Here is a 23,386-nt window from a genome sequence, read left to right as displayed (position 1 = left end):
CTTATATTACAAAAATCGTTATCGTGCTAACCATCCACCATCAACAGCAATGGTATAGCCATTAATGTAATCCGATGCAGGTGATGCTAAGAACACACATGGGCCAGCGACATCTTTTGGTGTACCCCAGCGATTAGCAGGAATGCGCTCAAGAATAGCTTGGTTACGATCAGCATCTTCACGCAGTGCTTGAGTATTGTTGGTTGCCATATATCCAGGTGCAATAGCATTAACATTAATGTTATCACTCGCCCATTCGTTCGCCATTGCACGGGTGATGCCCATTACAGCACTCTTAGACGCAGTATACGAAGGAACACGAATACCACCTTGGAAAGAGAGCATTGATGCGATATTAATGATCTTTCCGCCAGTACCCTGCGCTTTAAACTGCTTCGCAACCGACTGAGACATAAAGAAAACGGTCTTAGTATTGATGTTCATTACGTCATCCCAGTTTTGCTCAGAAAACTCAATCGCATCTTCTCGGCGAATAATGCCAGCATTATTAACAAGGATGTTGATGTGGCCAAACTCAGTCAGCGCTTTATCTATAATTCCAGGAATATCTTCCTGCTTTAGAAGGTCAGCACGTACGTCTAAAAACGTATGACCCGCTGCATTCATTTTTTCGATGGTATCTGTTGGCTCAACACGATTTACGCCAACCACTTTACATCCAGCTTCAGCTAAACCAATTGCCATACCTTGACCAAGACCGGTATCACAACCCGTCACTATCGCTACTTTACCTTCCAGATTGAATGACTCTAACATCATGTTCGCTTCCTCAATTACGTTTAGTGTTGTGGCATTTCTGTAATGTCGCCCACTCGATTTGGTCATACAATAAAACATAAAATCGTTACTGACAATTATTTTTGAAACGACATTTCAAAAATAATTTCTAATTAAGTTAAAACTTTGAAGTTGATCGTTCTCGTTTTTTATTTTTTTGAAAAGGCTTTTTAGAAATTACGAAAAGTGGTATTTTGTCTTGATATTAGATAGCCCAAAGGAAGAAAAATGGAGAAGTCCACCCAACCAGAAGCCGTTTCATCGGTATTAAAAGTTTTTAATATTCTTGAATCTCTGGGGGAACAGAAGGAAATAGGCGTATCAGACCTTTCGCAACGTCTAATGATGTCTAAAGCCACTACCTACCGCTTTCTACAAACAATGAAAATGCTTGGCTATGTGTCTCAACAAGGCGAAGCTGACCGATACTCACTCACATTAAAGATGTTCGAACTTGGTTCAAAATCACTCGAGTGGGTTGATATGATCACAATTGCAGAGAAAGAGATGCGTGTGATTTCAGAAGAGACTAATGAAACCATTCACTTAGGTGCGTTGGACCATGGCTCTATCATCTACATACACAAGATCGATTCTAGCTTCGCGCTGCGCATGCACTCGCGCGTTGGTCGAAGAAATCCTCTGCATACGACTGCGATTGGTAAGGTTTTATTGGCAGAACGTGACGAAGAATTCGTTCGCACTCAGTTGGCAGACGCCGAGTTTGTGAAAAGCACAAAAAATACCCTTGAAAACGTCGACCAACTTATCGACGAACTTAAAGCGGTTAAGCTACAGCACTTTGGCGAAGATAATGAAGAACAAGAGCCAGGCTTACGTTGTATCGCAGCTCCAGTTTACGACCGTTTTGGTACCGTAATTGCTGGCGTCTCAATTTCATTTCCTACCATTCGATTTGATGAAGAGAAAAAAGCTCACTATGTGGCGTTACTGCACAACGCAGGTAGAAATATATCCAAGCAACTAGGGTTTAATGATTACCCAATCAAATAATGAAAAGGCAGCAATTATTGCTGCCTTTTTTATTGCAACTTGTCCCATCGATTACCTACCCAAGAATCATCGACAAGTCATGCCGTGCGTAAATTGAACAACATAAAGCTCAGATAGATCACTCCCCCTTCCTCAAATCATGTGAAGACCATCAAGCCTATAACCCACCATAAACCGTGATCTCGAAGATCACCTAAACCAGATATTTTAGGGATTTGACAACAATTCCATGATTTATAAGGCAAAAAGGTTTATACATAATAATGTGTTATCTAATCGACTAATTCATCATGACGCTCAAAGAAATCCTAAAAATTCCCAATGTCCGCTACTTCTTGATGTTCAGAAGCAGCTACTTTGCGCGTTTTTACTACCCTATATTCACCTTACTTTATTTAGATTACGGCTTGACCCTGTCTCAATTCGCCATGCTCAACGTAGTTTGGGCGGCGACAATCGTGCTTGCAGAAGTGCCATCAGGGGCGTTCGCCGATACCTTAGGTCGCAAAAAACTTGTAGTGCTGTCTTCGATTGTGATGTTCATTGAGATCGCCATGATCGCACTTGTGCCAACCGGAGACGCTAACTTGGTGTTCATGGTATTTTTGGTCAACCGGATACTCAGCGGGTTAGCCATGGCATTGGCAAGTGGTGCTGATGAAGCACTGGCGTATGACACTTTAAAGGAACAAGGCAATGAAGAGTTGTGGCCTCGTGTGTTGCAAATCCAGCTTCGTGTCGCCTCAAGTGTAGGCATATTTGTCACCTTAATTGGTGCGGCGATGTACGATGTGAATTTCATGGCGAACATCTTTCATGCTCTTGGATTAGCAGAGCCAGAAAGCACCAAAGACCTGATGCGTATTCCTGTATTTGCCACGCTATTGGTCGCGCTACTCGCGATTTATGCTGCGGTAAACATGCGTGAAGAGAAGAAAGTGATACCAAATGGTCAAACGAAGTTAGCAACGACCATCGCCAGCCTCAAGTTAACCGCTGATACAGGTAAGTGGGTACTCGCTACGCCCTACGTGCTTTTCATACTGCTCTACTACAGCCTGTTCGAACACACATCGCGCATGTTCCTCACTATGAACAGCCAATACTATCTTGCCATCGATATTCCAATTATTTACTTCGGTTTTATTGGCGCGGGAATCAGTCTATTGAAAATCATTTTAGCGGGTCAAAGCCGTAGACTGGCAGAAAGTATCGAGCCGAAAACCTTTATTATCGTCATGGGCTTAGCAAGTATCGCTACCTACTATTGGATCAGTTTGGGTTGGTCAATCTATGGGGTAATTCCTGCACTGGTGCTTATCTTTATCATCATGACGATGAACATTTTTATCAGTTACCACCTGAACAAAAAGACCGAGTCGCATAACCGTGCCACCGTTCTTAGCTTTAAAGGTTTGATGTTTAACCTCGGTTATGGGCTGATCGGTATTTTGTATGCTTACTACTACAAATTGGTTTCTAATAATTACTCCGAGCAAGAGATAGAGCAAAACCTCGCGTTCTTGGCGTCGCTATCTTCGTTCTGCTATTACTTCGCCTTTCTGTTCGTAATAATCAGCGGGTGGTTCTACTGTAAAAACAAGAAGACACCGATCTTTTAAGTTTCAGTGCCATGCCAAATCGGAGCAAAGGTGAAGCTCTGCTCATAAAAAGACCGCTTTCACTTTTTAACAGGTAATTTTTTGTTAACATAATCATTAAATTACCTCACACACGGAAGCGCCATGTCTTTTAGTTGGATCGCCTTTACCCTGCTTGCTGCCTTTAGCCAATCTTGGCGTAATGCCTTTCAAAGCAAATTAAGTGGCACCATGAGCGTGGCTGGTGTGACGCTAGCAAGATTTATATGGGCAGGTCCGATCGCCCTGCTCTACCTCTACGCTTTATATCAATGGCAGCCAGTCTCCGCACCGAACTTTTCCGGTGAGTTTATTTTCTATATCGTTGCCGCAGCAATCATGCAGATCCTCGCGACCGGCTTGATGGTGATGCTATTTAAGCTCGAAAACTACGCCATAGGTGCAGGGCTTGCCAAATGTGAAGCTCCTGTTTCTGCTGTACTTTCCGTGTTGTTCTTTGGTACAGCGTTGAGTGTTACAGGTTGGATAGGCGTATTGATCGGCACATTGGGCGTGCTCATCATGAGTAGCGCTTCTGGTTGGCGAAGCCTCTCTCCTAAAGTCTTTTGCTTGGGTATGGCATGTAGCACCGCCTTTGCCTTGACCTCGCTTTGGGTACGTGAAGCGAGCCTAAGTATTGGACTCCCCTTCTCTCATAGCGCTGCTTGGGTGCTGTTTTTGGTCATTAGCCTGCAGACATTAATTATCTGCACATTTCTCCTGATTAAAGAGCCAGATACATTGCGCCTGATATTCAAAAAATCAAAACTGGTTGTGATGACAAGCCTAGCGAGTGTGATTGGTTCTCTTGGCTGGTTTAGCGCGATGTCTCTTCAAGCCGTGCCATACGTGAAAACATTAGGCCAAGTCGAAGTGGTCTTTATGGTAATAATCTCCTACTTCTGGTTAGGGCAGAGCATTGCCCGCAAAGACATCCTTGCGCTGATATTGCTTTCCGTCGCTGCAATCCTTGTGATGTGGCAATAAAAGCTATTGTTGCAATAGAAAGCTTCGTGGGAATCAAGAGTTATTTGCTAATAAAGAGCTACGTGGGGCAATAAACAGTAAGGTTTATGCCCACTTTTCAGTTACTCTCTCCAAACCTTTACGCCGTCTAAAAATCATACGATGGCGTAAAATGATAAGAACCACCTTCCCATAATTTTTATAGTGCGCCTATCAGCTATCCACATATAACTTTAGCCAATAGGAAAACAATCTATGAAAACATTTGTTCAAATCACTCTAGCCACGATCCTTGCGACAACGTCAATGATGACACTGGCAGAAACAACAAACGGCGCTCACTCTCAAGCCGAAGCTACAACCGTAAAACATGAATCGATGACAGTAACGCTTAACGATAAACACTTTGCGGCTACGGCAGCTACAGTCAATGCAATAAGTACTACACAGACAGCCACACAAGCGTCAAACAACAAAACAAAGTCAGCACAAGAATCCGACATATAGTCTCAAAATCAGTGACACGAAAATGAGTTACTTGGTTGAACAGCACCAGTCTGGCATTATGAAACAGCATTGATGGGAATAACTTACCAGTTCCCAGCAATGCATATCCTATTGCCAACACCAGACTGCTTGTGAACGCGCTATCTAGAAAGCGAATACGTTCACTTAACCCAACTTAAGTAATCGACTCATGACAGATACCAAAAGAAACACCCGAATTAGCCAGTTCCGATTCGGGCAGCCGAAAGAATCTCTCAAGATCGAGCATGTCACTTTAGGGGCACTCGATATAGATAAGGTTCGAGTACAAATTGAAGCGACCAACATCAACCCTAGTGACCTATTGTCGATTTACGGTGTTGGGCAATACAAACACAGCCACCAGCCGCCCAGAGTGCCAGGGTTTGAAGCAGTAGGTACGGTTGTAGAGTCTAGCCACTCTGAGTTTACTGTGGGCCAGCGAGTGCTGGTGGCAACAAGTGGAACATGGCAGAAATACGTCGATGTTTCACCTGACAACCTTTTCCACCTGCCTCAACATCTAGATAACGGATACGCGTGTCAGTTGTACATTAATGCACTCACCGCATGGATACTGGCCACTGAAGTAGCAAAGTTGACCCAAGAAGATGTGTTAATCATCAACGCTGGCAACTCAGCCATTGGTAAGATTTTCTCCCAATTATCACAATCGCTTGGCTTTCAAATCATCGTTGTGACGTCACAACCCAAACGCGCTCTTACGACTTCAAAACATGTGTTGGATGCCAAAAATGACTTAGTTGCACAGATCCAGCAACTAGGACTACCGCAACCAACAGTTGCATTTGATGCGATTGGCGGTTCTCCAGGAACCGAGCTTATTCATACGCTGGGCAAACAAGGGCGTTTCATCAACTATGGTACGCTTTCTCTGGATTTTTATGAGCCGCGTTTCTTCGAGTATGCTAAAAACCAAGCTATCGAGTTCAGCACCTTCTTCTTGAGGTATTGGGAAGAAGCTGAAGGAAAAAAAGCACGCCGTGACCAATTCGAGTCCATGCTCGATCACTTCATCAAGAACGAGATTCAACTCGATGTCGACCGTTGCTTTCCTTTAGAACAAGTTCAGACCGCGATTGATCTTATCGAATCTAAAACCACACGATTGGATGGCAAGATCATCTTGCTGCCTGCTTAAGTTGAAGAGATTTAGAAATGCACTTTCAACCACCAGAGTGATGGTCGAAAGTGCCAGTGTGAAAATAGTGGTTAGAATTCCATAGGCTCTATGGTTAGTGAATTTTCCAGATTAAACCAACAAGCTACTTGCGCCAGACAAGATACAAAACAAACAACCCACCCAGCGCCGCAGTTACAATCCCGACAGGAAGTTCTTGTGGTGCCAATATCGTCCTACTTACCACATCCCCAAAAAGCAAAAGCACCGCCCCCCAAAGTGCGATCAAAGGAATGGCTCGTTTATGGGTTACCCCAGAAAACGGTCGAACAAGATGAGGGACCATCAAACCAATGAAGCCAACCACGCCTGTCATTGCCACGATCGATGCGGTGCAAAACGCGCAGCAGAGAAAAATCTCACTTTGTAGGCGATGAACGTTGATGCCCAATGAGCTAGTCGTTTGCTCACTCACTAATAAAGTGTCGAGTTCGCGATAACGCTTAACCACTAAGGCAACCAGACACAGCACACCCACCAGAGCAAAAATCAAATTATCCCAACGAGCAAGCCCTAGACCTCCCATCGTCCAGAACAAAATTGAGCTCGCCGCTCTTTGATCGCCGGAATAGATTAAAAAGCTGGTGATTGCTCCAAATAGGAATGAAATCGCCAAACCACACAAGATCAGGTTGTCGTTACCCTTTTTCTTCTGCATAGAGAACAGAATCAAAACTGCTGTGGCTGAAACAATACCTCCTGAGAACGCCGCCACCGGCAATGACCAAATGCCCAAGGCATCACCCAATTGAGTGATCACCAATACTGCACCAGCAGACGCACCTGATGACAAGCCAAACAGAAATGGATCCGCTAAGTCATTGCGTGTCGACGTCTGGAGTAAGGCTCCTACCATCGCCAGCCCCGCACCAGCAATAACAGCCAATAACGCCCTAGGTAACCTAAGGTCGAACAGTATTCTGCTTGTCATATCAGGGCTTGGATCATTAAAAGAGATCAATCCAACCATCACCTCTTTAAAAGAAAGAGGGACAGAGCCAAATTGTAAGCTCATCATAAAGGCGAGCAACATTGCGCCGATACCCATCAACCAAGCTACTCGATATTTATCAAATAAAATCAAAAGACTACTACTCTTTTCGATCATAACCTTGCCTGCTATTCAGAAACAAACGCGGCTGCAAGTTTCTCAATAGCATCAATATTGGCTGGCCCAGGGGTTAGCTGCTCATAACGCAATTTGACATAGCGACCAGCAGTCACCGCATTGGTGTATTTCATTAACGGATGAGCTTCTAGAAAACGTTGCAACGAATCGGCGCCACTTGCAGTTTGGTAGTCAAGAAGAATGATGACATCCGGGTTGGCGCTAGCCACATTTTCCCAAGAAGTTCGTGCCCAGCTGGCTTCCATATCACCTGTAATATTTTGTCCACCGGCTGCTTCAATCATTGCATTAGGCATTCCGTACTTACCTGAAGTAAAAGGCTTGTCTTCACCGGAATCAAACAGAAAGACTTTTGGACTAGGTTTTCCTGACGCTTTTTGTTGTTCAGCGACTTTTGCAATTCTCTCTTTCCAACTATTCACTAAAGCCTCGGCCTCTGACTGTTTATCGAAAATAACGCCTAGCTTTTCCATATCATCATAAAGTAAGTCCATGGTAGCGCCTTGCTTTTGGCTCTGAGTATGAATACAGCTTTCCGACAACACTAAAGTATCAATTCCATAGGGTTTCAGCGTTTGAGGCGTCACTTCTCCCCCTACTTTCATCCCGTAATTCCAGCCAGCAAAAAAGAAATCGGCATCCGAGGCAATCAATGTTTCTAATGACGGGTACTTAGGGGCAAGCTCTGGAATATCGCCTAAGCGTTGTTTGAATGAACCAGACATCTTGTACCAACCAGTAATGCCCGTCACACCCACCATGTCCTCCTGAAGGCCAAGAGCAAATGCCATATCAGCCATGTTTATGTCATGCACGACCGCACGCGAAGGGTGCTTCTCAATCGTTAGTGGGCTCCCGCAATTATCTACCGTAACCGGATATTGAGTGCTTGTTGCATGGGCAATAGATAAAGGTAAAAGACACAAAAGACTAGAAATTACAGGCCACTTCATTGGGCTGCTCCTATTAGAGATAAATTAGAGTGATTGGATGCAGCTTCAAAATGATGGATGGTGCTGCACATATTGGGGTGATTGAACGACAAAACTCGCAATCCAAAAACGGGAACCATATAGCGGTCTTGGATGACCGTATCTGGCGATGCAAATGTGACCATTTTTTGGTCAGACATAAGAAGAACTTTATCGGCAAATGGGGCGACTAAGGGCAAATCATGCAGAACGACAACTGATGCAATGCCGCGTTGTTTAATAAGGCTCAGAAGTTCAAGGCGAGCCAGAGGATCAAGGTGATTCGTCGGCTCGTCTAGCAATAAAAGCCTAGGCTCTTGTGCAAATGCTCGCGCAATACTTGCACGTTGTTGTTCACCACCCGATAACTCACCAAAGCTATGTTGGCTTTTATGTAATAGCCCAACATCTTCCATTGCCTGTTTAACTGCTCGCTTGTGCTCTTTCGCACTGCAGCAAAAAGTATGCGGCGTACGGCCCAAGCCAACATATTCAGAGACACTCAAACGGGGATCCACATGCTCATGTTGCGTAACCACCGCGACCTTTTTCGCTACTTGCTGCCTTGCTAGACTTTCAAGTTCGATACCAGACAACAACATCTCACCGGCAACGGCTTTGTACTCGCCTGTAATTCCTTTTAGTAAGCTAGACTTTCCACTTCCATTCGGCCCAATGATGGCAATACACTCCCCATCATTCACGTCAAATGTCACATCCGAGACCGCCCTCCAGTTTGCTAAACCATTGGCGCAGAGCCCCTTCACTGACAATACAGGTTTATTCAATTTCCCCACCGAGTATCAAAAAACAACTTTTGGTTATGTTATAACATAACAATAAATTAAAAATATAGTTATTAATAAATAATCTTAGGAGGTGCCAATCAACGCGAGAAACCCCAAGTACCCTAACCGAGCCTAGAGAATAACAACCTATTTAGGGGGTACTTATCCAGCTACCAACTGATCCATTCCTTCAACAATCAAGTACAAGTTACTAATAATTCGATATAAATCGCTCTAATTACTGAAATTGTCGTCTACAGTTTGAGAGAGTCTATCGTGATAGCAATCGCCAACACATAACACCTTTGGTGATCGTTTTTTGATTACAAGGAGAGGAAATGGAAAGCCCAGTTGTCACACTGCAACAGGCCAGTAAGAGCTTTATTGATGGCAAAGAGAGCCATCAAGTACTGGACAATATCGACTTCAATCTAGGGACTGGTGTCAGCGTTGCTTTGACTGGAGCAAGTGGCAGTGGGAAGAGTACTCTACTCAATTTAATTGCGGGCTTTGAACCACTTTCAAAAGGCGAGTTGTGGCTCGATGGTGAAAATACATCAGCGTGGAAAGACCAACATTGGAGCCGTTTCCGCCACCAAAAGCTCGGCGTTATCTTTCAGCAGTTCAACCTGCTCACCCCACTCAACGTAAAACAAAACATCGCCTTTCCATTGCATTTAAACCAACAGAAATGGGGAGCTTGGTGTGATTACTTAGTCGACGCATTAGGTATCAGTGAACTACTTAATAGACACGTATCAGCCCTATCTGGTGGACAACAACAGCGTGTCGCTATCGCTCGAGCGTTGGCTCATAAACCTAAACTTTTGCTTGCAGATGAGCCCACAGGCAACCTAGATCATAAAGCAGGGTTGGAGGTGATGAGATTACTAAGTGAGATCACAACACAAGGCAACACCGCTGTATTATTGGTGACACACAGCCCTGAATGCGCCGATTTTATGCAGAGACAGCTGGTCTTGGACAATGGAAGTCTCAAGCATATAGACCAAAACCAAGCCAGTGAGATGACTCATGCTCAAGGCTAATGCTACTAACGCGCCTACTCGCTTAAAGGTTGCGCACACCAAACTGACGCTAAACCTATTCGCGGCGCACTATCGTCAGTCACAATTGCAAGCCGCGGCGATCTTGATTGGCATTGTGCTAGCGGTCACCTTGTTTGTCGCAGTACAAGCCATCAACTTGAATGCCAAACGCAGCTATGCAGAATCCACCGAACAACTGAGCGCTCAGGCTCAGAACCTAATCATTCCACCAGCAGGACAAAACTACCTACCTGAGTCGCTCTACTTCAAGCTAAGACAAAACGGACTCAGCGCGGTACTACCTGTGATTGAAGGGCGTGTGAGAGACGAGCAAGGACGTCGTTGGTCAATCCAAGGTAGTGAGCTCATCGCCGCTCTTACCTCAAGAGCTCGCTACTCCAAAGAGAACGAACAAAGCATATCTCTTTTTGATAATGCACTTCCCCTACCTCAACTCTTAGCAGGCAAGCCCATAGTAATGATGAGCCAGTCGCAGCATCAAAGCTTAGACGAAGTGGAAACGCTGATCCTCGATGACATCGTTACCCAAGTGGTTGTGCTGCCTGATGAGTGGCAACTGGGGAGTCGAATGCTGATGGACATAGGATTCGCTCAACAACTGCTCAACAAACAAGGTCAACTGAGCTATATCGCCGTTTTTAATGTCGAGAACCAACCACAAGATAACTGGCAGAGTCTCATCGCAGAACAAGGGCAATGGATCACTAACAACCAAAGTACCGATCTCGGCTCAATTACCGACAGCTTTCACCTCAACTTAACTGCCATGAGCTTGCTGGCGTTCTTGGTAGGTTTGTTTATCGCTTATAACGGTGTGAAATACAGTTTACTGAAACGTAATCGACTACTGGTTCAAATTCAGCAAGCCGGTGTGGCACCAAGCATGGTATTTTCAGCTTTGCTTATTGAGCTTACCGTTCTGGTAACCCTAGGTGCTTCACTCGGTTTCATTTTGGGGATTCAATTGAGCCACTGGCTCCACCCCACCGTGGCGATCACGCTAGAACAACTTTACGGTGCAACACTTCTGCCTGGCACATGGCAGTGGTCATGGTTAGTTCAGGCCTTATTACTCACCTTAGCTTCCACGCTTGTTGCCTGTTGGCAGCACTTTAAACAACGCATTCAACAACCGCTCTCTTCTCATGGAGGCTTTTATCAAGCGCCAGAAGCTTCAAACGAAAACCAACTGTTTATCATCGGAATAACACTCACGGGTATCGCATTAGCTGGCTTGTGGTTTAGTGAACACCACCGCTTCACCATGGCGTGGCTTGGCGTGTTAGTGGTATCTATTCCTCTGTACCTACCTAAAACGCTCAGCGTATTAGCAAATTGGAGTGAACAGCGCACTCAGTCGGGGTTGATGCAGTACCTGTTTGCTGAATTGAGAGAGCTCATCTCTCCACTATCCCTTGCCATGATGGCGCTGCTTCTTGCTGTAACGGCTAACATGGGAATGAATACCTTGGTAGGCAGCTTTGAATCCACTCTAAAGCAATGGTTAGAACAGCGACTGCATGCCGACATTTATGTTAGCCCAGCTCAAGGTGAAATCGCCAACGTAGAACGTGCATTAGAGCAGTTTGAAAACGTTGAAACCGTCTATAAGCAATACTATGTCGACGATAACTTGCAAGGCTTACCCACATTACTCGGCACCAAAGACGAAGATACATTAGCGCAGACCATGGTGTTCCAATCTCAGCTTGATAACTTTTGGCAACGCTTCTATCAGGGTGAATTAGTAGCGATCAGCGAACCCACGGCGGTGAAGCTTGGTTTGTCTTTGAATAGCGAACTTAAGCTCGACTCTATTCCAAACAAATCACTAGTCGTCGGTGCTATTTTCCACGACTACGGCTCACCCAATGGCGAGGTATTGCTTGCCCCTAATTTATGGCTTGAAAGCGGTTTTACTACCTTGCCGACTAGCCTAGGGGTTAAAGTCTCTGGTGACCAACAACAAGTCTACGAACAGCTGCGCCAGCAATTGAACTTGCATCCAAGTCAGCTCTACGACCAAGCTCAGATCAAATCCCTCGCTTTAGACATCTTTTCACAAACCTTCGCCATCACTCGTGCGTTGAATGGCGTCACCTTGATGGTTGCCGTCATTGGCCTATTCTGTGCGTGTTTCATGTTACTCGATGCACGTAAGGCTGCTATCGCAAGGTTGTATGCACTTGGCGTAAGCCGCAAAAAGTTAATGGCGATGGTTCTCGGGCAAATAGTTGTGCTTGTGACCTTTACTTTGGTTATCGCCATCCCACTTGGTGCGATGGTTGGCTACGTGCTAACAGACATCGTCACCCTGCGCGCCTTCGGTTGGAGCTTAAATTACCAGTGGAACTGGATTGATGCGCTCAGCATATCCGTCATCACGATTGTTGTGGCGGTGATTGCAACACTCATTCCTCTATGGCGATTGGTCAGTAAGCCTGTGGTATCCAGTTTGCAAAGTGAGGTGTTGTAATGAACATTGGCTTGAAGAGTAAGTTAATCAGACTATCTGCCATCTCACTGGGTCTGCTATCTCTATGGGGTTGTGACAAGGTCGATCCGAATTCCGCACAAAACATGGGATCAATACTCGGCGGGAACAGCGAACAGCAGAGTGATCAATTCAGTCCCGTCATTAAAGGCGTTGAACTCACCTTCCCTGAAGACCATCAAGCGCACCCGAGTTTCCGTCATGAATGGTGGTACCTAACCGCAAATCTCATCGATGAAGACGGTAATGCTCTAGGCGTACAATGGACACAGTTCCGCTTTGCCGCAGATCCAGAAAACAGCGTCGAGCAAAACAAGTCAACCGCATGGCAAAGCCAACAGATCTACATGGCGCACAGTGCCGTCACCACCGAAGACAAACACTACGCCGATGAAAAATGGTCACGCGATCACGCAGAACTGGCAGGAGTAAACACATCACCATTTCGCGTCTATCTTGATGATTGGCAATGGACATCTTCTACTGATGACTTATTCCCTGCCACATTGGATGCTAACTCAGAGCAGTTTGGCTACTCGTTAACACTGACTAGCGACGCTCCCTACCAAAAACAAGGAGAGCAAGGCTACAGCACTAAAAGCAGCGATGGCAAAGTCGCTTCCTACTACTACAGCCAACCATTCATAGATGTATCAGGCGACGTGACGATTGATGGCGTGACGCATCAGGTTTCAGGCAAAGGTTGGATAGACAGAGAATGGAGCTCGCAGTTCTTACTCGACTCTCAACAAGGCTGGGATTGGTTTGCACTGAGACTCAGTGATGAAACGAGCCTAGTCGTATTCCAACTGCGAAACTCAGCAACAGGCGAAGCCAGTTATGCTCACGCAAGGCTGATGCAGCAAAATGGTTCTGGTACTGCCATTTCGCAGCAAGACATTACTCTCACTGCAACCAAACAAACAGTAATTGATGGGCGCGATTATCCAACAGAGTGGCTGGTTTCAATTCCAAGCCAGCAAATAGAACTGACAGTCTCGGCACTCAACCCAAACGCAAAAATGCCACTATCGGTTCCCTATTGGGAGGGTCCAATCTTAATTAAAGGAACACACTCAGGTACAGGGTATATGGAGTTGACCGGGTATTAGGTATGTCTGAGCAGTCATAAAGCAATGACAATAAAAAGACATGAATTAACCAGCCACCTATTCAAATCGAACGCTCTTGTCACAGCGTAAAGTCATATTCGCTACAACATCAAATAATTAAGTACAACCAAGTCAATAAGTTAAATCCACACCTAACAACGCAACCACTCAATAGTGAGATTCCGTTTTGTGAAGCGATCATGCATCGACGTCTGTTTAATAAATACTAACAAGTATAAGTTTTATATATATTACCAAGAGTAAAAACAACAAAAGCTAATAGCTTAATATTTGGCTACGCGGTTCATTCTTTACAGGCAACACCATCACGATTTTCAGGGTCATCATCCAAATTAATTGACCCTGTATGTTAGAGAGTATCGGTCCAAGGAGGTCACAGCGCGCTAAAACATAGCTAGGTGGACCTGACATTATCAAGCAACTCAAATATCCAATTCATATAAAGGGAAAAAGTGAAAAACAATAATGACAGTGTAATTACAGCGCATAAGCTAGCAAGCCCAGGGCGTCGTTATGTAGGGGAGCTCATCGATACTTTCATTAGTGCTATCATATTCATGCTCTTTCTTTCGTTAGGTAATTCAATCGGCTTATCTCAAGATATAACAGGTTGGTCAGCGAGCTTGATAGCAGCTTCGTACTTCCTACTTTCTGATGGTTTGCCGAGAGGTCAAAGTCTTGGCAAGAAACTACTGGGAATTTCGGTTATAGATTCGGTTACAGGAGAAAGTTGTAGTTTAACACAATCACTCTTTCGTAATTTGCTATCACCATTGCTTGGCATTATCGACGCATTTTTTATTCTTGGTAAAAAGAGGCAGAGAATAGGTGACAAGTTGGCGAAAACGGCCGTCATCATTAACTAGCTACAAACAGTGGCAGCTCGAGAGGATACTATGGAACAAGAAGAACAGGAGTTATATCACGCTGCCGTTGACCTGATTAAAAAACGGTATCCGCGAGGCTGGGGCGGGGCTGCGGCTGTAAGAACGGAAACAGGCAAAATTTTAACTAGTATTGCTCCCGATACGAAAAATGATGCACTTTCTCTTTGTATGGAGGTCGGCGCCTTTCTGGAAGCGCATAAATTGAACGAAAAAGTCACGCACTCTCTGTGTATCTGTCGAGAAGACGAGAGTAGTGAGTTTTTGGTGCTATCTCCTTGTGGAGTCTGCCAAGAAAGACTGGTTCATTGGGGAGGCGACGTTAAAGCAGCTATCTCAACAAAAGAGAATAAGCTGGTGTTCAAAACTATCCGTGAATTAATGCCACACCACTGGTCGTTAGTAAATGGAACCACTCTATAACAAAACGCTTATTACCAAGCCTCGAAGCCCCTAAGCACTCTATACAATGCTTCTAGGGATGGTACGTAACATGATAACTGGTAATTTGAAATCTACGCTAGGGAGCTCTATTGGACATTTTAATTCAGCAAGAAATCGATCTTCATCAATATGAAGTTCGACAAAACAACAATGATATTAAGCGTTTAATACATCCCGATTTTTCTGAAGTCGGTCGCAGTGGCGATAGCTATGACTTTATGTCTATCGTCAAAATGATGAGAGCAGAGGAACCTTCCACCTCAAAAATTCACTCACAAAACTACGAATGCCTTTTACTAAGCCCTTCGGTACACTTACTAAAATATCAGACTGCTTTGGTAAGTGAACTTGGTGATGTGAGTAACTATGCCAAACGTTGCTCTATATGGGTTTTGACTGAGGCTGGTTGGCAGCTTAAATATCACCAAGGCACACCATGTTTACCTTTCGATCTAACCTACAGTTAAGACATCGCATCTACCCCTTGAATCTCGATTTTATTTAAGTACATAGTAAGGAGATACATGATTAAACTTAGAGAAATGCGCCATGAAGAGTACCCCGCTTACTGCGACTATTTTATTGACGATTACAGCAGTGAAATAGCGAAAAACTATGGCCACTCTATGGAGCGATCCGTTGAGCTAGCTAAAAAAGATCTACATCGTTGCTTCCCGAATGGCCTTGAAGGAAACGAGCATTCGCTTCTTTGTATTGAAGCTCAGTTAAATGGACAAGCATGTCTCGTCGGCTACCTTTGGCACTCCATTAATACAGAAGATAAATCTACCTTCATCTACGACTTCTACGTATCTAATTTGTACCGAGGTGCTGGCTATGGAAAGCAAGCTCTGAGCCTATTAGAGCAGCAGCTTAAGGAGCATGGTATTGAACAAATAAAGTTGAGAGTTGCATACCATAATGAAAGAGCACTGAAGCTCTACCAAGCAGTGGGCTTCTCTATTACTGGTTTTAATATGTCTAAGAAAATAGGAGCTGTTGAAGCCTAAACCCACACAACCGAGTAATAGAACAGCTAAACATAATATTTGAGTGAGGATGAATTTAATCCACTCATCTCTATGGACTAAGTTCTGTACTTACCTGTTGTCTCAATAAGTATCGAAGGAAACCTGTGAGCGAAGATATTTACAGCAAGATGTGGCAACGCTTTAAAGTTGCATCTGAAACCGACCAATATGAACTAGATTCACATCTATTAGATCTCCCCAACGACACTCGAAGAGGGATCACTGCTCTAGCCTATCTAAAACAAGGCAACAATGCTCTTCTCGATGAAATAATGAGATTTCAAGAAGCTGTACACATACTCGAACCCGACCAATATTATCATCCTAGGGAGGAGTTGCATTTAACCATTCTTTCCATCATTTCATGCGTTGCTAACTTTGAAATAACTCAGGTTAATGCTCAATCCTACATTGAGGTTTTCAATAAAGTTGTAGGTTCAATTGCACCTATTGAGATTGAATATAAAGGCATAAGTGCTTCTGAAAACTGTATCATCCTCCAAGGCTTTCCTATAGGTAATGGACTTGAACAGTTCCGAAACAAGTTGCGTGAAGCGTTAGTAGAAGAAGGGCTACGAGTCACTTTCGATAGTCGATACAAACAGGTCACTGCTCACAGCTCTTTGATTCGCTTTAGATCACCAATCAATAATGCTCAGCGACTTTTTAACCTCTGTGAACAATATCGAAATCATACGTTTGGTCGGATTATTCTTAATGACTTCGAACTGGTTTTCAATAACTGGTACCAACACTTGGATATCACTCAATCGTTATCTAGAACCTGCATATCACTCAACACAAACACGAAGAGCATGGCTGAAGCTTAACGATGTTGCTTATCGATACACTAAGTGTTCTCTACTGCAAATAGCACTCACTAATAAAGTTTCCGCTAGATAAAAAGCCATCACTAGGATGGCTTCTTTGCATTGGCTTCAGTTTATATATCAACCGTTACAGCGGCTGTCATATATGTCATTTACCCAGCTTGGGTTATCAATGAACGGGTTACGGTTGCCTTGCCATTTAACGGCTTTTTCATGGCGATTACGTTCCCAATCATCGACAGGATCTGCGTTATGCCATTGTAGTAATGTGCACAGTTTTCCAACCTTAGGTTGCCCTGAAGAGCTCGACGTGTCGTCGACTAAGTACAAGTCAGGCATTTTTGCGTTATTTCCTTCATAGCGTACGGCCATGTAGAAAAGCGAACGGGCGGTATCCCCTTTCACTGCATCGCGAGGTTCAAAGCTGTCGTAATCCGTCTTGTTAAGCGGTGATTTTTTCAATGGCGCTCCACCAAAGTCGAAGTCTTTGTTCGAACGAATTGAGTTAATCTCTGCGTCGGTTGGTTGTAGGTGATGAATGTCAGTGTAACCCCACTGATCTTTGCGCTTGAAACCAAAAGATTTTGGCCAAAGGTGTTCACGGTTCCAAGCATTCTTGTCGTTGTTGCCTGATGATGTAAAGTCTTTGGATTGTGAACGACCGCTATAATACAAAATCACATTGTTCGGGTTATTCGGATCTTCGTTGGTGTCTTTCAATGCAGACCACACCTGAGTGTAAGTGAGTTGCTTTTGCCCGCGAGCAGCAATCACACCGAGCATATCTTTTAAGGCATTCCCACTTAGCCCCTCTGCTTCAAGGTAGTAACCATCAGGGTAGCTAGTATTAGCAAGCGCAACTGGACTAAGAGCCGTCGAAATCAGCAAGAGGCTTAGATTTAAACGCATTTTCATTGTTTTTATTATCCTTGTTATTGTTGTTATTCACCCACCATTTATGAGTGCCCCCATACTCTACAAAACACAATTTATATGCAATCGGTTTGTTTTGAAAATAATATGGGTGGTGCAATAAAATAGCCGAACGCATTCTTCATTTGCGTTCGGCTAATACTCATTTGATTAGGTTGTGGGGCAAAGTGCGACAGTAAACCTACTGCGTCAAGTCAGCTTTAATCTGGTCAACTTGATTCACCAGAGAAGTATCCTGGAAATATTCACGGTGTGTTTTTCCTAAGTACAGCTTCTTGTTTTTAACGCGTTGATCCAACTTATCTTTAATAACGGTGCCTTGTACCAACTTGTTGTTTAGCTCGTCGGCGATAGCAGAGCTGTCTGATACTTTGTTTCCTTTCGTATCATAATAACGAACTTTGCCGATATTCTTATCAAATGGGTCGCAATACGCAGCACCTAAGTCACCGTCACCAATAATGCGTTTGTATTGAGCTTCGCTGATTGGCTTCTCTTGATTTGAGACCAGCTGGCTTCCTCGAACACACCAGTTAATTCGAGTACCTACATCTGGGAAATACGCAGAAATTAAGTTAATGGCATAATATGTATCAGGGTCTGACGATTTTGACTTCCCATATCTATCAATCACCTTACCGCCCACAACTTGGTACTCAACTTTCCCATTGTCATAAGACTCCAAAAAGTAGCTGTTTCTAAACATCTTGCTGAAACTGACGTTATCAACAGAACGCCCGCTATCAGATTTAAAGCTTTTCAGTTGTTGTTTATGCTGAATACTACCCGTTGTAATGTTGGTCACGAGACCAATCACTGTGTTTTTCGCAGAATCAGTTTGCCAAGCGGTGTAGTTACTTATGTTTTGTTGAGGTGTGTTTGTAGTAGCATCGGCGTCAACACTGTACTTATAACGAAGCTCAGTAATGTCTTCGCCAACTTTGCTTTCTTTAGCATACGATTTGTAGCGGCGAGCTTCGCAATCTTGAAAATTTGCATCATAGTAAAAATAGCTGATCCAATCTTTTGCTTCGATCGTTTGCTTGGTGTTAACGATATTCTCTACTCTACCGTCTGCGAGATAAATGCCACGGAAGTCTTTAAGATCTTTTCGTTGCTTAGCCGATAGCCCCTTGTTGAATTCATCTTCCCAACCAATACTATAAATATTGAACAGGTTCAGGGACTTTTCGCACTGTTTGATATCAGTGCTACCAATGGTATTTTCCGAATACATAGCAGGTCTGCTAGCGAATTTCTTTGCTGCATCATCTTTGGGATCAGCCACGCTACCTTTGGCGGGAGTGACCGACATTTGAGGCACTACGGTTTGTTTCTTTTGAGTCGGGGGTGTCGAACCGCCGCCGCCACCTCCGCATGCAGTAAGTGTGGCAACTAACACTGATATGATTGAGATTTGGAACTTCAAGGTTTTCCTCGATACGTTGAGCAAGTGGTAAATAAATCATCACCGAATTACCGAAAGAAAACTAAACGCTTATATAACCAAATTAAAACCATAAAAGAATCAGGTCTAGAATCAAGCTAAAATCAATTGAGTTTAGCCAAATAAAACAATGGTTTAGATATAAAAATCATAACCTCCACACTGTTAATCGAAGGAATTAACTAAACCTATTACAACAAACGGTTCTTATACTGCTCTGGTGTTTGTCCTGAATACTTCTTAAACATACTGATGAAAGGGCTGGCTTGGTTGTAGCCTAACGTAAGCGCAACTTCTTTAACCGACTGCCCATTTCTTAGCAGATCCATTGAGTATAAATAACGAACGCGCAAGCGCCACTCGGTAAAGCTCATACCCAGTTCGCTTTGGCAGTGACGCGACAAAGTACGCTCGGTAGCATGTACTTTCTCCGCCCAATCTTTCAACGAAATCTCATCCGTTGGGTTCTCTTCTATCGCCGCTAAAATAGGCGCAAGGTACTTGTTGTCAGTAGACGGTAGGAAGTGGTGTTCAACTTGGCGCTCTGCGAGTTGATCCAATAAGACCTGGACCAATCTCTTGTCTGGTTCGGTTTGTGCGACGTTGATATCACGTTGACGAAAGTCATCAATAATCGAAGAGACTATCGGCGTGATCTTAATGAGGCTGGTCTTTTCTGGTAGGTGCTGAGTTAACTCTGGTGCGATATTCAGTGAACAGTAGTCCAAAGGTTTACGGTTATAGCTGCAATGCCTGACCCCTGCAGGTACCCAAATCGCAAGGTGTGGTGGTGCTAGGAAGCGCGTATCCTCTGCTTCCATTTCAAGAATCCCACCACTGATCAGTTGAACTTGTCCCCAAGGGTGACTGTGGACACGAGTTTCGGTATTCGATAAGAACGCTTCGAAATTCATAAATACGTTGGATGGTGCCTTATCAATTGATAAGGATGGGTGCAGGTTTCTTGAGTGTTTTTTCAATCTTGTCTTCCTATCGCGCCTGATGTCTTTTTAAAGATATCTGTAAGTATAACGACCTGTCAAACTAGCCGCATCAACTCATTTTGCGATGGAATTCACATGCATTATCTTTTACCTTTTTTCACAGTCTGTATCTGGGGTGCCAATGCGATTGTCAACAAGCTCGCTGCAAGCACCATCGAACCGAGCGCGATGAGTTTTTACCGTTGGTTTATTGCGATGTTAATTCTGACTCCTTTCTGCATTCGCTCGGTTATCAAACAGTGGCCAATCATCAAACCAAACTTATCCAAGCTGGCTTTCCTTGGCTTTCTAGGCATGGTGTTGAACCAATCTTTAGGTTACTACGCTGGCTTAACCACTTCCGCTTCGAACATGGCTTTGATTACATCATTAGTGCCATTGATCAGCGTATTTCTTAGCGTTCCACTACTTAACAAGTCGATTTCAAGTTTGAGTATTGTAGGCGGTGTGTTGTCTCTATCAGGCTTAGCGTTAATGCTTGGTAAAGGCGATCCCCTATTCTTCATCCATCAAGAGTTAACGCAAGGCGATGGCTACATGTTAATCGCAGCTTGTGTGTACGCTTCTTACTGCGTGTTGCTAAAACGTTGGAAAATGCCGATCAGCAACTGGGTAGTCATCTACATGCAAGGGATATTCGCGGTCGCGATGTTGGCACCACTTTGGTTAACGAGCGAACAACTCGTCCCTTCACAACAAGCTATTCCTTTGATTGCTTACGCAGCTATAGCGGCTTCCATTTTGGCACCTTGGATGTGGGTTAAAGCAATTGACACGATTGGCGCTGATTCAAGTGCGATGTTCATGAACCTAATGCCTGTCGTCGCGATTGTATTAGCATCGACATGGTTAGGCGAAGAGATTAACCAGTTCCATATCATTGGCGGTATCATGGTCGTTTCTGGTGTTATCCTTGCTCAAGTAAAAAGAAAACCGAGACTGGAAGCGCCACTACCTCAACAAAGTTAGGCAAAATTCCCATGCTTTAAGCTTCCTACACACGAACAAGTTTCACTTAAGAATGCCTGCGTTACTCCGCAGGCATTTTCGTTTTTTCATACCGCTTTCAAATTCCATTAATGCACACTTGCTGTATTGCAACCTTTGCCCGAGTCATGTTTAATGCATTGAGTACTGTTTAAGTTGTAAAAGGAATTACAATGACTCAACCAAAGCTACCTCTGATTATCTCATCACTTCTCGCACTCTCTTCCACTTCAGCTATTGCCGCTTCTGTGCCCTCTGGTACTTCACTCGCCAAAGAACAGCATTTTGTTCGTGGTAATGGTGCAGAGCCAAATACGCTAGACCCTAGCTTCGTCAACTCTGGCATGCCAGGAGACATTATCGTCAACGATATGTTCGAAGGCTTTGTTATCGAGAACAGCGATGGACAAATTATTCCAGGACAAGCTGAAAGTTGGACATTCAGCAACGGTGGAAAAACGGTCACATTCGTTTTAAAAGACGACCTTAAATGGTCAAATAGTGATCCTGTGACCGCAGCAGACTTTGTGTTTGGTTGGCAACGTGCCGTGTCTCCTAAAACGGGCAATAACACCGGTTTTGTTTTCTCGACGGCAAATATCGTCAACGCCAGTGAAATTCTAGCTGGAGACAAAGATCCCTCAGAGCTAGGGATTAAAGCACTCGACGATCGCACGGTAGAAATATCCTTATCGAAACCTACTCCCTACTTCATGAGTTTAATGAGTATTAAAACCTTCTTCCCTCTGCCAACTAAATTAGTAGAAGAGAAAGGAGAGCAATGGACTCGTGCAGAAAACATTGCGACCAATGGTGCTTACACTCTCAGTAAATGGGTTGCCAATGAATACGTCGAAGTGACGAGAAATCCAAACTATTGGGATAACGATTCAACGGTTATTAATAAGGTAACCTACCTAGGATTATCATCTCAAAACGCTGAGCTTATTCGTTATCAGTCTGGTGAGATTGATATGACCAATCGCGTACAGCTTGAGTACTACCAAAAACTTGTCAAAGAGAGCCCAGAGCAAATTAAAGCGCAAGCTTTGCTAGGTTCTTACGTCTACTCGTTCAATACGCGTCAGGCACCATTTGATGATGTCAGAGTACGTCAAGCACTAAGCATGGCCGTCGACCGTGAGATACTAGTAGATAAGGTAACAGGGCAAGGTGAACCCGAAGCCTACAGCGTGACACCGAATAATATTCCTAACTACACGGCGCCGAAATCAGTATTTGAAGCATTAAATAGTGTCGAACGCCAAGCCAAAGCGAAACAGCTACTTGAAGACGCTGGATACAACGGAGCAAACCCTCTGAAATTCACACTCACCTATAACACCAGCGAGAACCACAAAAAAATTGCCATCGCAATTGCCTCGATGTGGAAGCCTCTCGGGGTGAACGTTGAATTACAAAACATGGAATGGAAAGCATACGTCGCAGCAAAAGGAACCGGAGACTATCAACTTGCTCGTTCATGGGCATTTGGCGATTACCCAGAACCTTCTGCTCTTCTAGAAGCATTCACTTGCGATCACACTGCAAACGAAAGCGGTTTCTGTAATCCAGAGTACGATGAGCTTTTACAGCAAGCAAGCAAGACGGAAGATCAGGCTAATCGCTTTGCTTTATACCAGCATGCTGAGTCGATATTAAACGAATCTGCAGCAGTTATGCCTCTATATCACTACAATCACACTCGATTAGTGCGAAATACCCTCAAAGGCTTCCCAAACAACAATCCGAAAGGAAATATCTACGCGAAGGATCTATACTTCATACAACAGTAAAAGTGAGCTCAACAATAAAGACTTTTAACTACCACTTTGGTGGTAATGAAGATAGAATCACTTTAACGAACCAGATAAAACAACGGTTAGTTGGCTAACATTATAAAGGTACCGCGATGAGTACCTAACAGCTTAAAAACACCTAGCACTGCGCTAGGTGTTTTTTTTCAGTATCGAACTCCATGAGCCTAGTCCGCAGCCTCATAAGCCCAACAAACAACAACCTTCACCTGCTTGTCATCCGTTTGAAAAAATACTCGTAACCTTGAGATTATCCGCTTTAAATTATTTCGTCTTAAGT

At 44.0% G+C, this 23,386-nt stretch carries 22 protein-coding genes; 15 read left to right on the top strand and 7 right to left on the bottom strand.

What is annotated here, in order from left to right; translation table 11 throughout:
• Positions 1-18: 18 nt before the first annotated feature.
• Positions 19-780 (bottom strand): 2-dehydro-3-deoxy-D-gluconate 5-dehydrogenase KduD, encoded by a 762-nt coding sequence (gene kduD / locus F0251_RS05375; protein ID WP_171730519.1) that lies wholly within the window; start codon positions 778-780, stop codon positions 19-21.
• Positions 781-1,026: 246 nt separating this feature from the next.
• On the opposite strand from kduD, the gene kdgR reads away from it, so the two are divergent.
• The 5 genes from kdgR (at position 1,027) to F0251_RS05350 (ending at position 6,105) form a co-directional block, all read left to right on the top strand.
• Positions 1,027-1,812, top strand: a complete 786-nt coding sequence (kdgR, locus tag F0251_RS05370) for a DNA-binding transcriptional regulator KdgR (RefSeq protein WP_048609766.1) — start codon at positions 1,027-1,029, stop codon at positions 1,810-1,812.
• 290 nt (positions 1,813-2,102) lie between these two features.
• On the top strand, positions 2,103-3,434 hold the full coding sequence (locus tag F0251_RS05365) for an MFS transporter (protein WP_171730518.1): 1,332 nt from the start codon (positions 2,103-2,105) through the stop codon (positions 3,432-3,434).
• A 123-nt stretch (positions 3,435-3,557) separates the two neighbouring features.
• Positions 3,558-4,439, top strand: coding sequence for a DMT family transporter (locus F0251_RS05360; protein ID WP_171730517.1), 882 nt, complete (start codon positions 3,558-3,560; stop codon positions 4,437-4,439).
• A gap of 234 nt (positions 4,440-4,673) precedes the next feature.
• Positions 4,674-4,925: a hypothetical protein gene (locus F0251_RS05355; protein WP_105058440.1), complete on the top strand. Its 252-nt coding sequence runs from the start codon at positions 4,674-4,676 to the stop codon at positions 4,923-4,925.
• A gap of 190 nt (positions 4,926-5,115) precedes the next feature.
• Positions 5,116-6,105, top strand: coding sequence for a zinc-dependent alcohol dehydrogenase family protein (locus tag F0251_RS05350; protein ID WP_171730516.1), 990 nt, complete (start codon positions 5,116-5,118; stop codon positions 6,103-6,105).
• 124 nt (positions 6,106-6,229) lie between these two features.
• Here the strand turns inward: F0251_RS05350 and F0251_RS05345 are convergent, their stop codons facing one another.
• The 3 genes from F0251_RS05345 to F0251_RS05335 all read right to left on the bottom strand — a co-directional run bounded on the left by F0251_RS05345 (position 6,230) and on the right by F0251_RS05335 (position 9,017).
• Complete coding sequence (locus F0251_RS05345) at positions 6,230-7,177, bottom strand: iron ABC transporter permease (RefSeq protein ID WP_102425656.1); 948 nt, start codon at positions 7,175-7,177, stop codon at positions 6,230-6,232.
• A gap of 86 nt (positions 7,178-7,263) precedes the next feature.
• A complete protein-coding gene (locus tag F0251_RS05340) occupies positions 7,264-8,226 on the bottom strand; it encodes an ABC transporter substrate-binding protein (protein WP_171730515.1) in 963 nt (320 codons plus the stop codon).
• The gene (locus F0251_RS05335; RefSeq protein ID WP_116871548.1) at positions 8,223-9,017 is read right to left on the bottom strand and encodes an ABC transporter ATP-binding protein; all 795 of its coding nucleotides are present in this window, start codon (positions 9,015-9,017) and stop codon (positions 8,223-8,225) included. Before F0251_RS05335 ends, F0251_RS05340 begins: the two co-directional genes overlap by 4 nt.
• A 353-nt stretch (positions 9,018-9,370) precedes the next feature.
• Here F0251_RS05335 and F0251_RS05330 point away from each other — a divergent pair, with 353 nt between their 5' ends.
• The 8 genes from F0251_RS05330 (at position 9,371) to F0251_RS05295 (ending at position 16,918) form a co-directional block, all read left to right on the top strand.
• Positions 9,371-10,081: an ABC transporter ATP-binding protein gene (locus F0251_RS05330; RefSeq protein WP_171730514.1), complete on the top strand. Its 711-nt coding sequence runs from the start codon at positions 9,371-9,373 to the stop codon at positions 10,079-10,081.
• A complete protein-coding gene (locus tag F0251_RS05325) occupies positions 10,068-12,578 on the top strand; it encodes an ABC transporter permease (RefSeq protein WP_171730513.1) in 2,511 nt (836 codons plus the stop codon). Before F0251_RS05330 ends, F0251_RS05325 begins: the two co-directional genes overlap by 14 nt.
• Positions 12,578-13,708, top strand: coding sequence for a lipocalin-like domain-containing protein (locus F0251_RS05320; RefSeq protein WP_171730512.1), 1,131 nt, complete (start codon positions 12,578-12,580; stop codon positions 13,706-13,708). Before F0251_RS05325 ends, F0251_RS05320 begins: the two co-directional genes overlap by 1 nt.
• A gap of 473 nt (positions 13,709-14,181) precedes the next feature.
• A complete protein-coding gene (locus F0251_RS05315) occupies positions 14,182-14,595 on the top strand; it encodes an RDD family protein (protein ID WP_105058445.1) in 414 nt (137 codons plus the stop codon).
• 30 nt (positions 14,596-14,625) lie between these two features.
• Positions 14,626-15,036, top strand: coding sequence for a cytidine deaminase (locus F0251_RS05310; RefSeq protein ID WP_105058446.1), 411 nt, complete (start codon positions 14,626-14,628; stop codon positions 15,034-15,036).
• A gap of 110 nt (positions 15,037-15,146) precedes the next feature.
• On the top strand, positions 15,147-15,524 hold the full coding sequence (locus F0251_RS05305) for a DUF4440 domain-containing protein (RefSeq protein ID WP_105058447.1): 378 nt from the start codon (positions 15,147-15,149) through the stop codon (positions 15,522-15,524).
• 57 nt (positions 15,525-15,581) lie between these two features.
• Positions 15,582-16,067 carry a GNAT family N-acetyltransferase gene (locus F0251_RS05300; protein WP_105058448.1) on the top strand — a complete coding sequence of 162 codons (486 nt, stop codon included), beginning with the start codon at positions 15,582-15,584 and terminating at the stop codon, positions 16,065-16,067.
• Positions 16,068-16,192: 125 nt separating this feature from the next.
• Complete coding sequence (locus F0251_RS05295; RefSeq protein WP_105058449.1) at positions 16,193-16,918, top strand: 2'-5' RNA ligase family protein; 726 nt, start codon at positions 16,193-16,195, stop codon at positions 16,916-16,918.
• 120 nt (positions 16,919-17,038) lie between these two features.
• Here the strand turns inward: F0251_RS05295 and F0251_RS05290 are convergent, their stop codons facing one another.
• The 3 genes from F0251_RS05290 to F0251_RS05280 form a co-directional block, all read right to left on the bottom strand.
• A complete protein-coding gene (locus F0251_RS05290) occupies positions 17,039-17,833 on the bottom strand; it encodes an endonuclease I family protein (RefSeq protein ID WP_128165012.1) in 795 nt (264 codons plus the stop codon).
• A 199-nt stretch (positions 17,834-18,032) separates the two neighbouring features.
• Entirely contained in the window at positions 18,033-19,280 is a 1,248-nt protein-coding gene (locus F0251_RS05285; protein WP_116871277.1) for a hypothetical protein, read from the bottom strand.
• A 209-nt stretch (positions 19,281-19,489) separates the two neighbouring features.
• Positions 19,490-20,278 (bottom strand): helix-turn-helix domain-containing protein, encoded by a 789-nt coding sequence (locus F0251_RS05280; protein WP_061032159.1) that lies wholly within the window; start codon positions 20,276-20,278, stop codon positions 19,490-19,492.
• A gap of 99 nt (positions 20,279-20,377) precedes the next feature.
• Here F0251_RS05280 and F0251_RS05275 point away from each other — a divergent pair, with 99 nt between their 5' ends.
• Both F0251_RS05275 and F0251_RS05270 read left to right on the top strand, forming a co-directional pair.
• Positions 20,378-21,271, top strand: coding sequence for a DMT family transporter (locus tag F0251_RS05275; RefSeq protein WP_061032158.1), 894 nt, complete (start codon positions 20,378-20,380; stop codon positions 21,269-21,271).
• A gap of 191 nt (positions 21,272-21,462) precedes the next feature.
• Positions 21,463-23,085 (top strand): peptide ABC transporter substrate-binding protein, encoded by a 1,623-nt coding sequence (locus F0251_RS05270; RefSeq protein WP_171730511.1) that lies wholly within the window; start codon positions 21,463-21,465, stop codon positions 23,083-23,085.
• Positions 23,086-23,386: the final 301 nt, after the last annotated feature.

It is taken from the genome of Vibrio sp. 070316B (assembly GCF_013114115.1).
In the GTDB taxonomy this organism is placed as follows: Bacteria; Pseudomonadota; Gammaproteobacteria; order Enterobacterales; family Vibrionaceae; genus Vibrio; species Vibrio chagasii_B.
The sequence above is the reverse complement of the archived record's forward strand: the minus strand, read 5'-3'. Positions and strand labels throughout refer to the sequence as shown.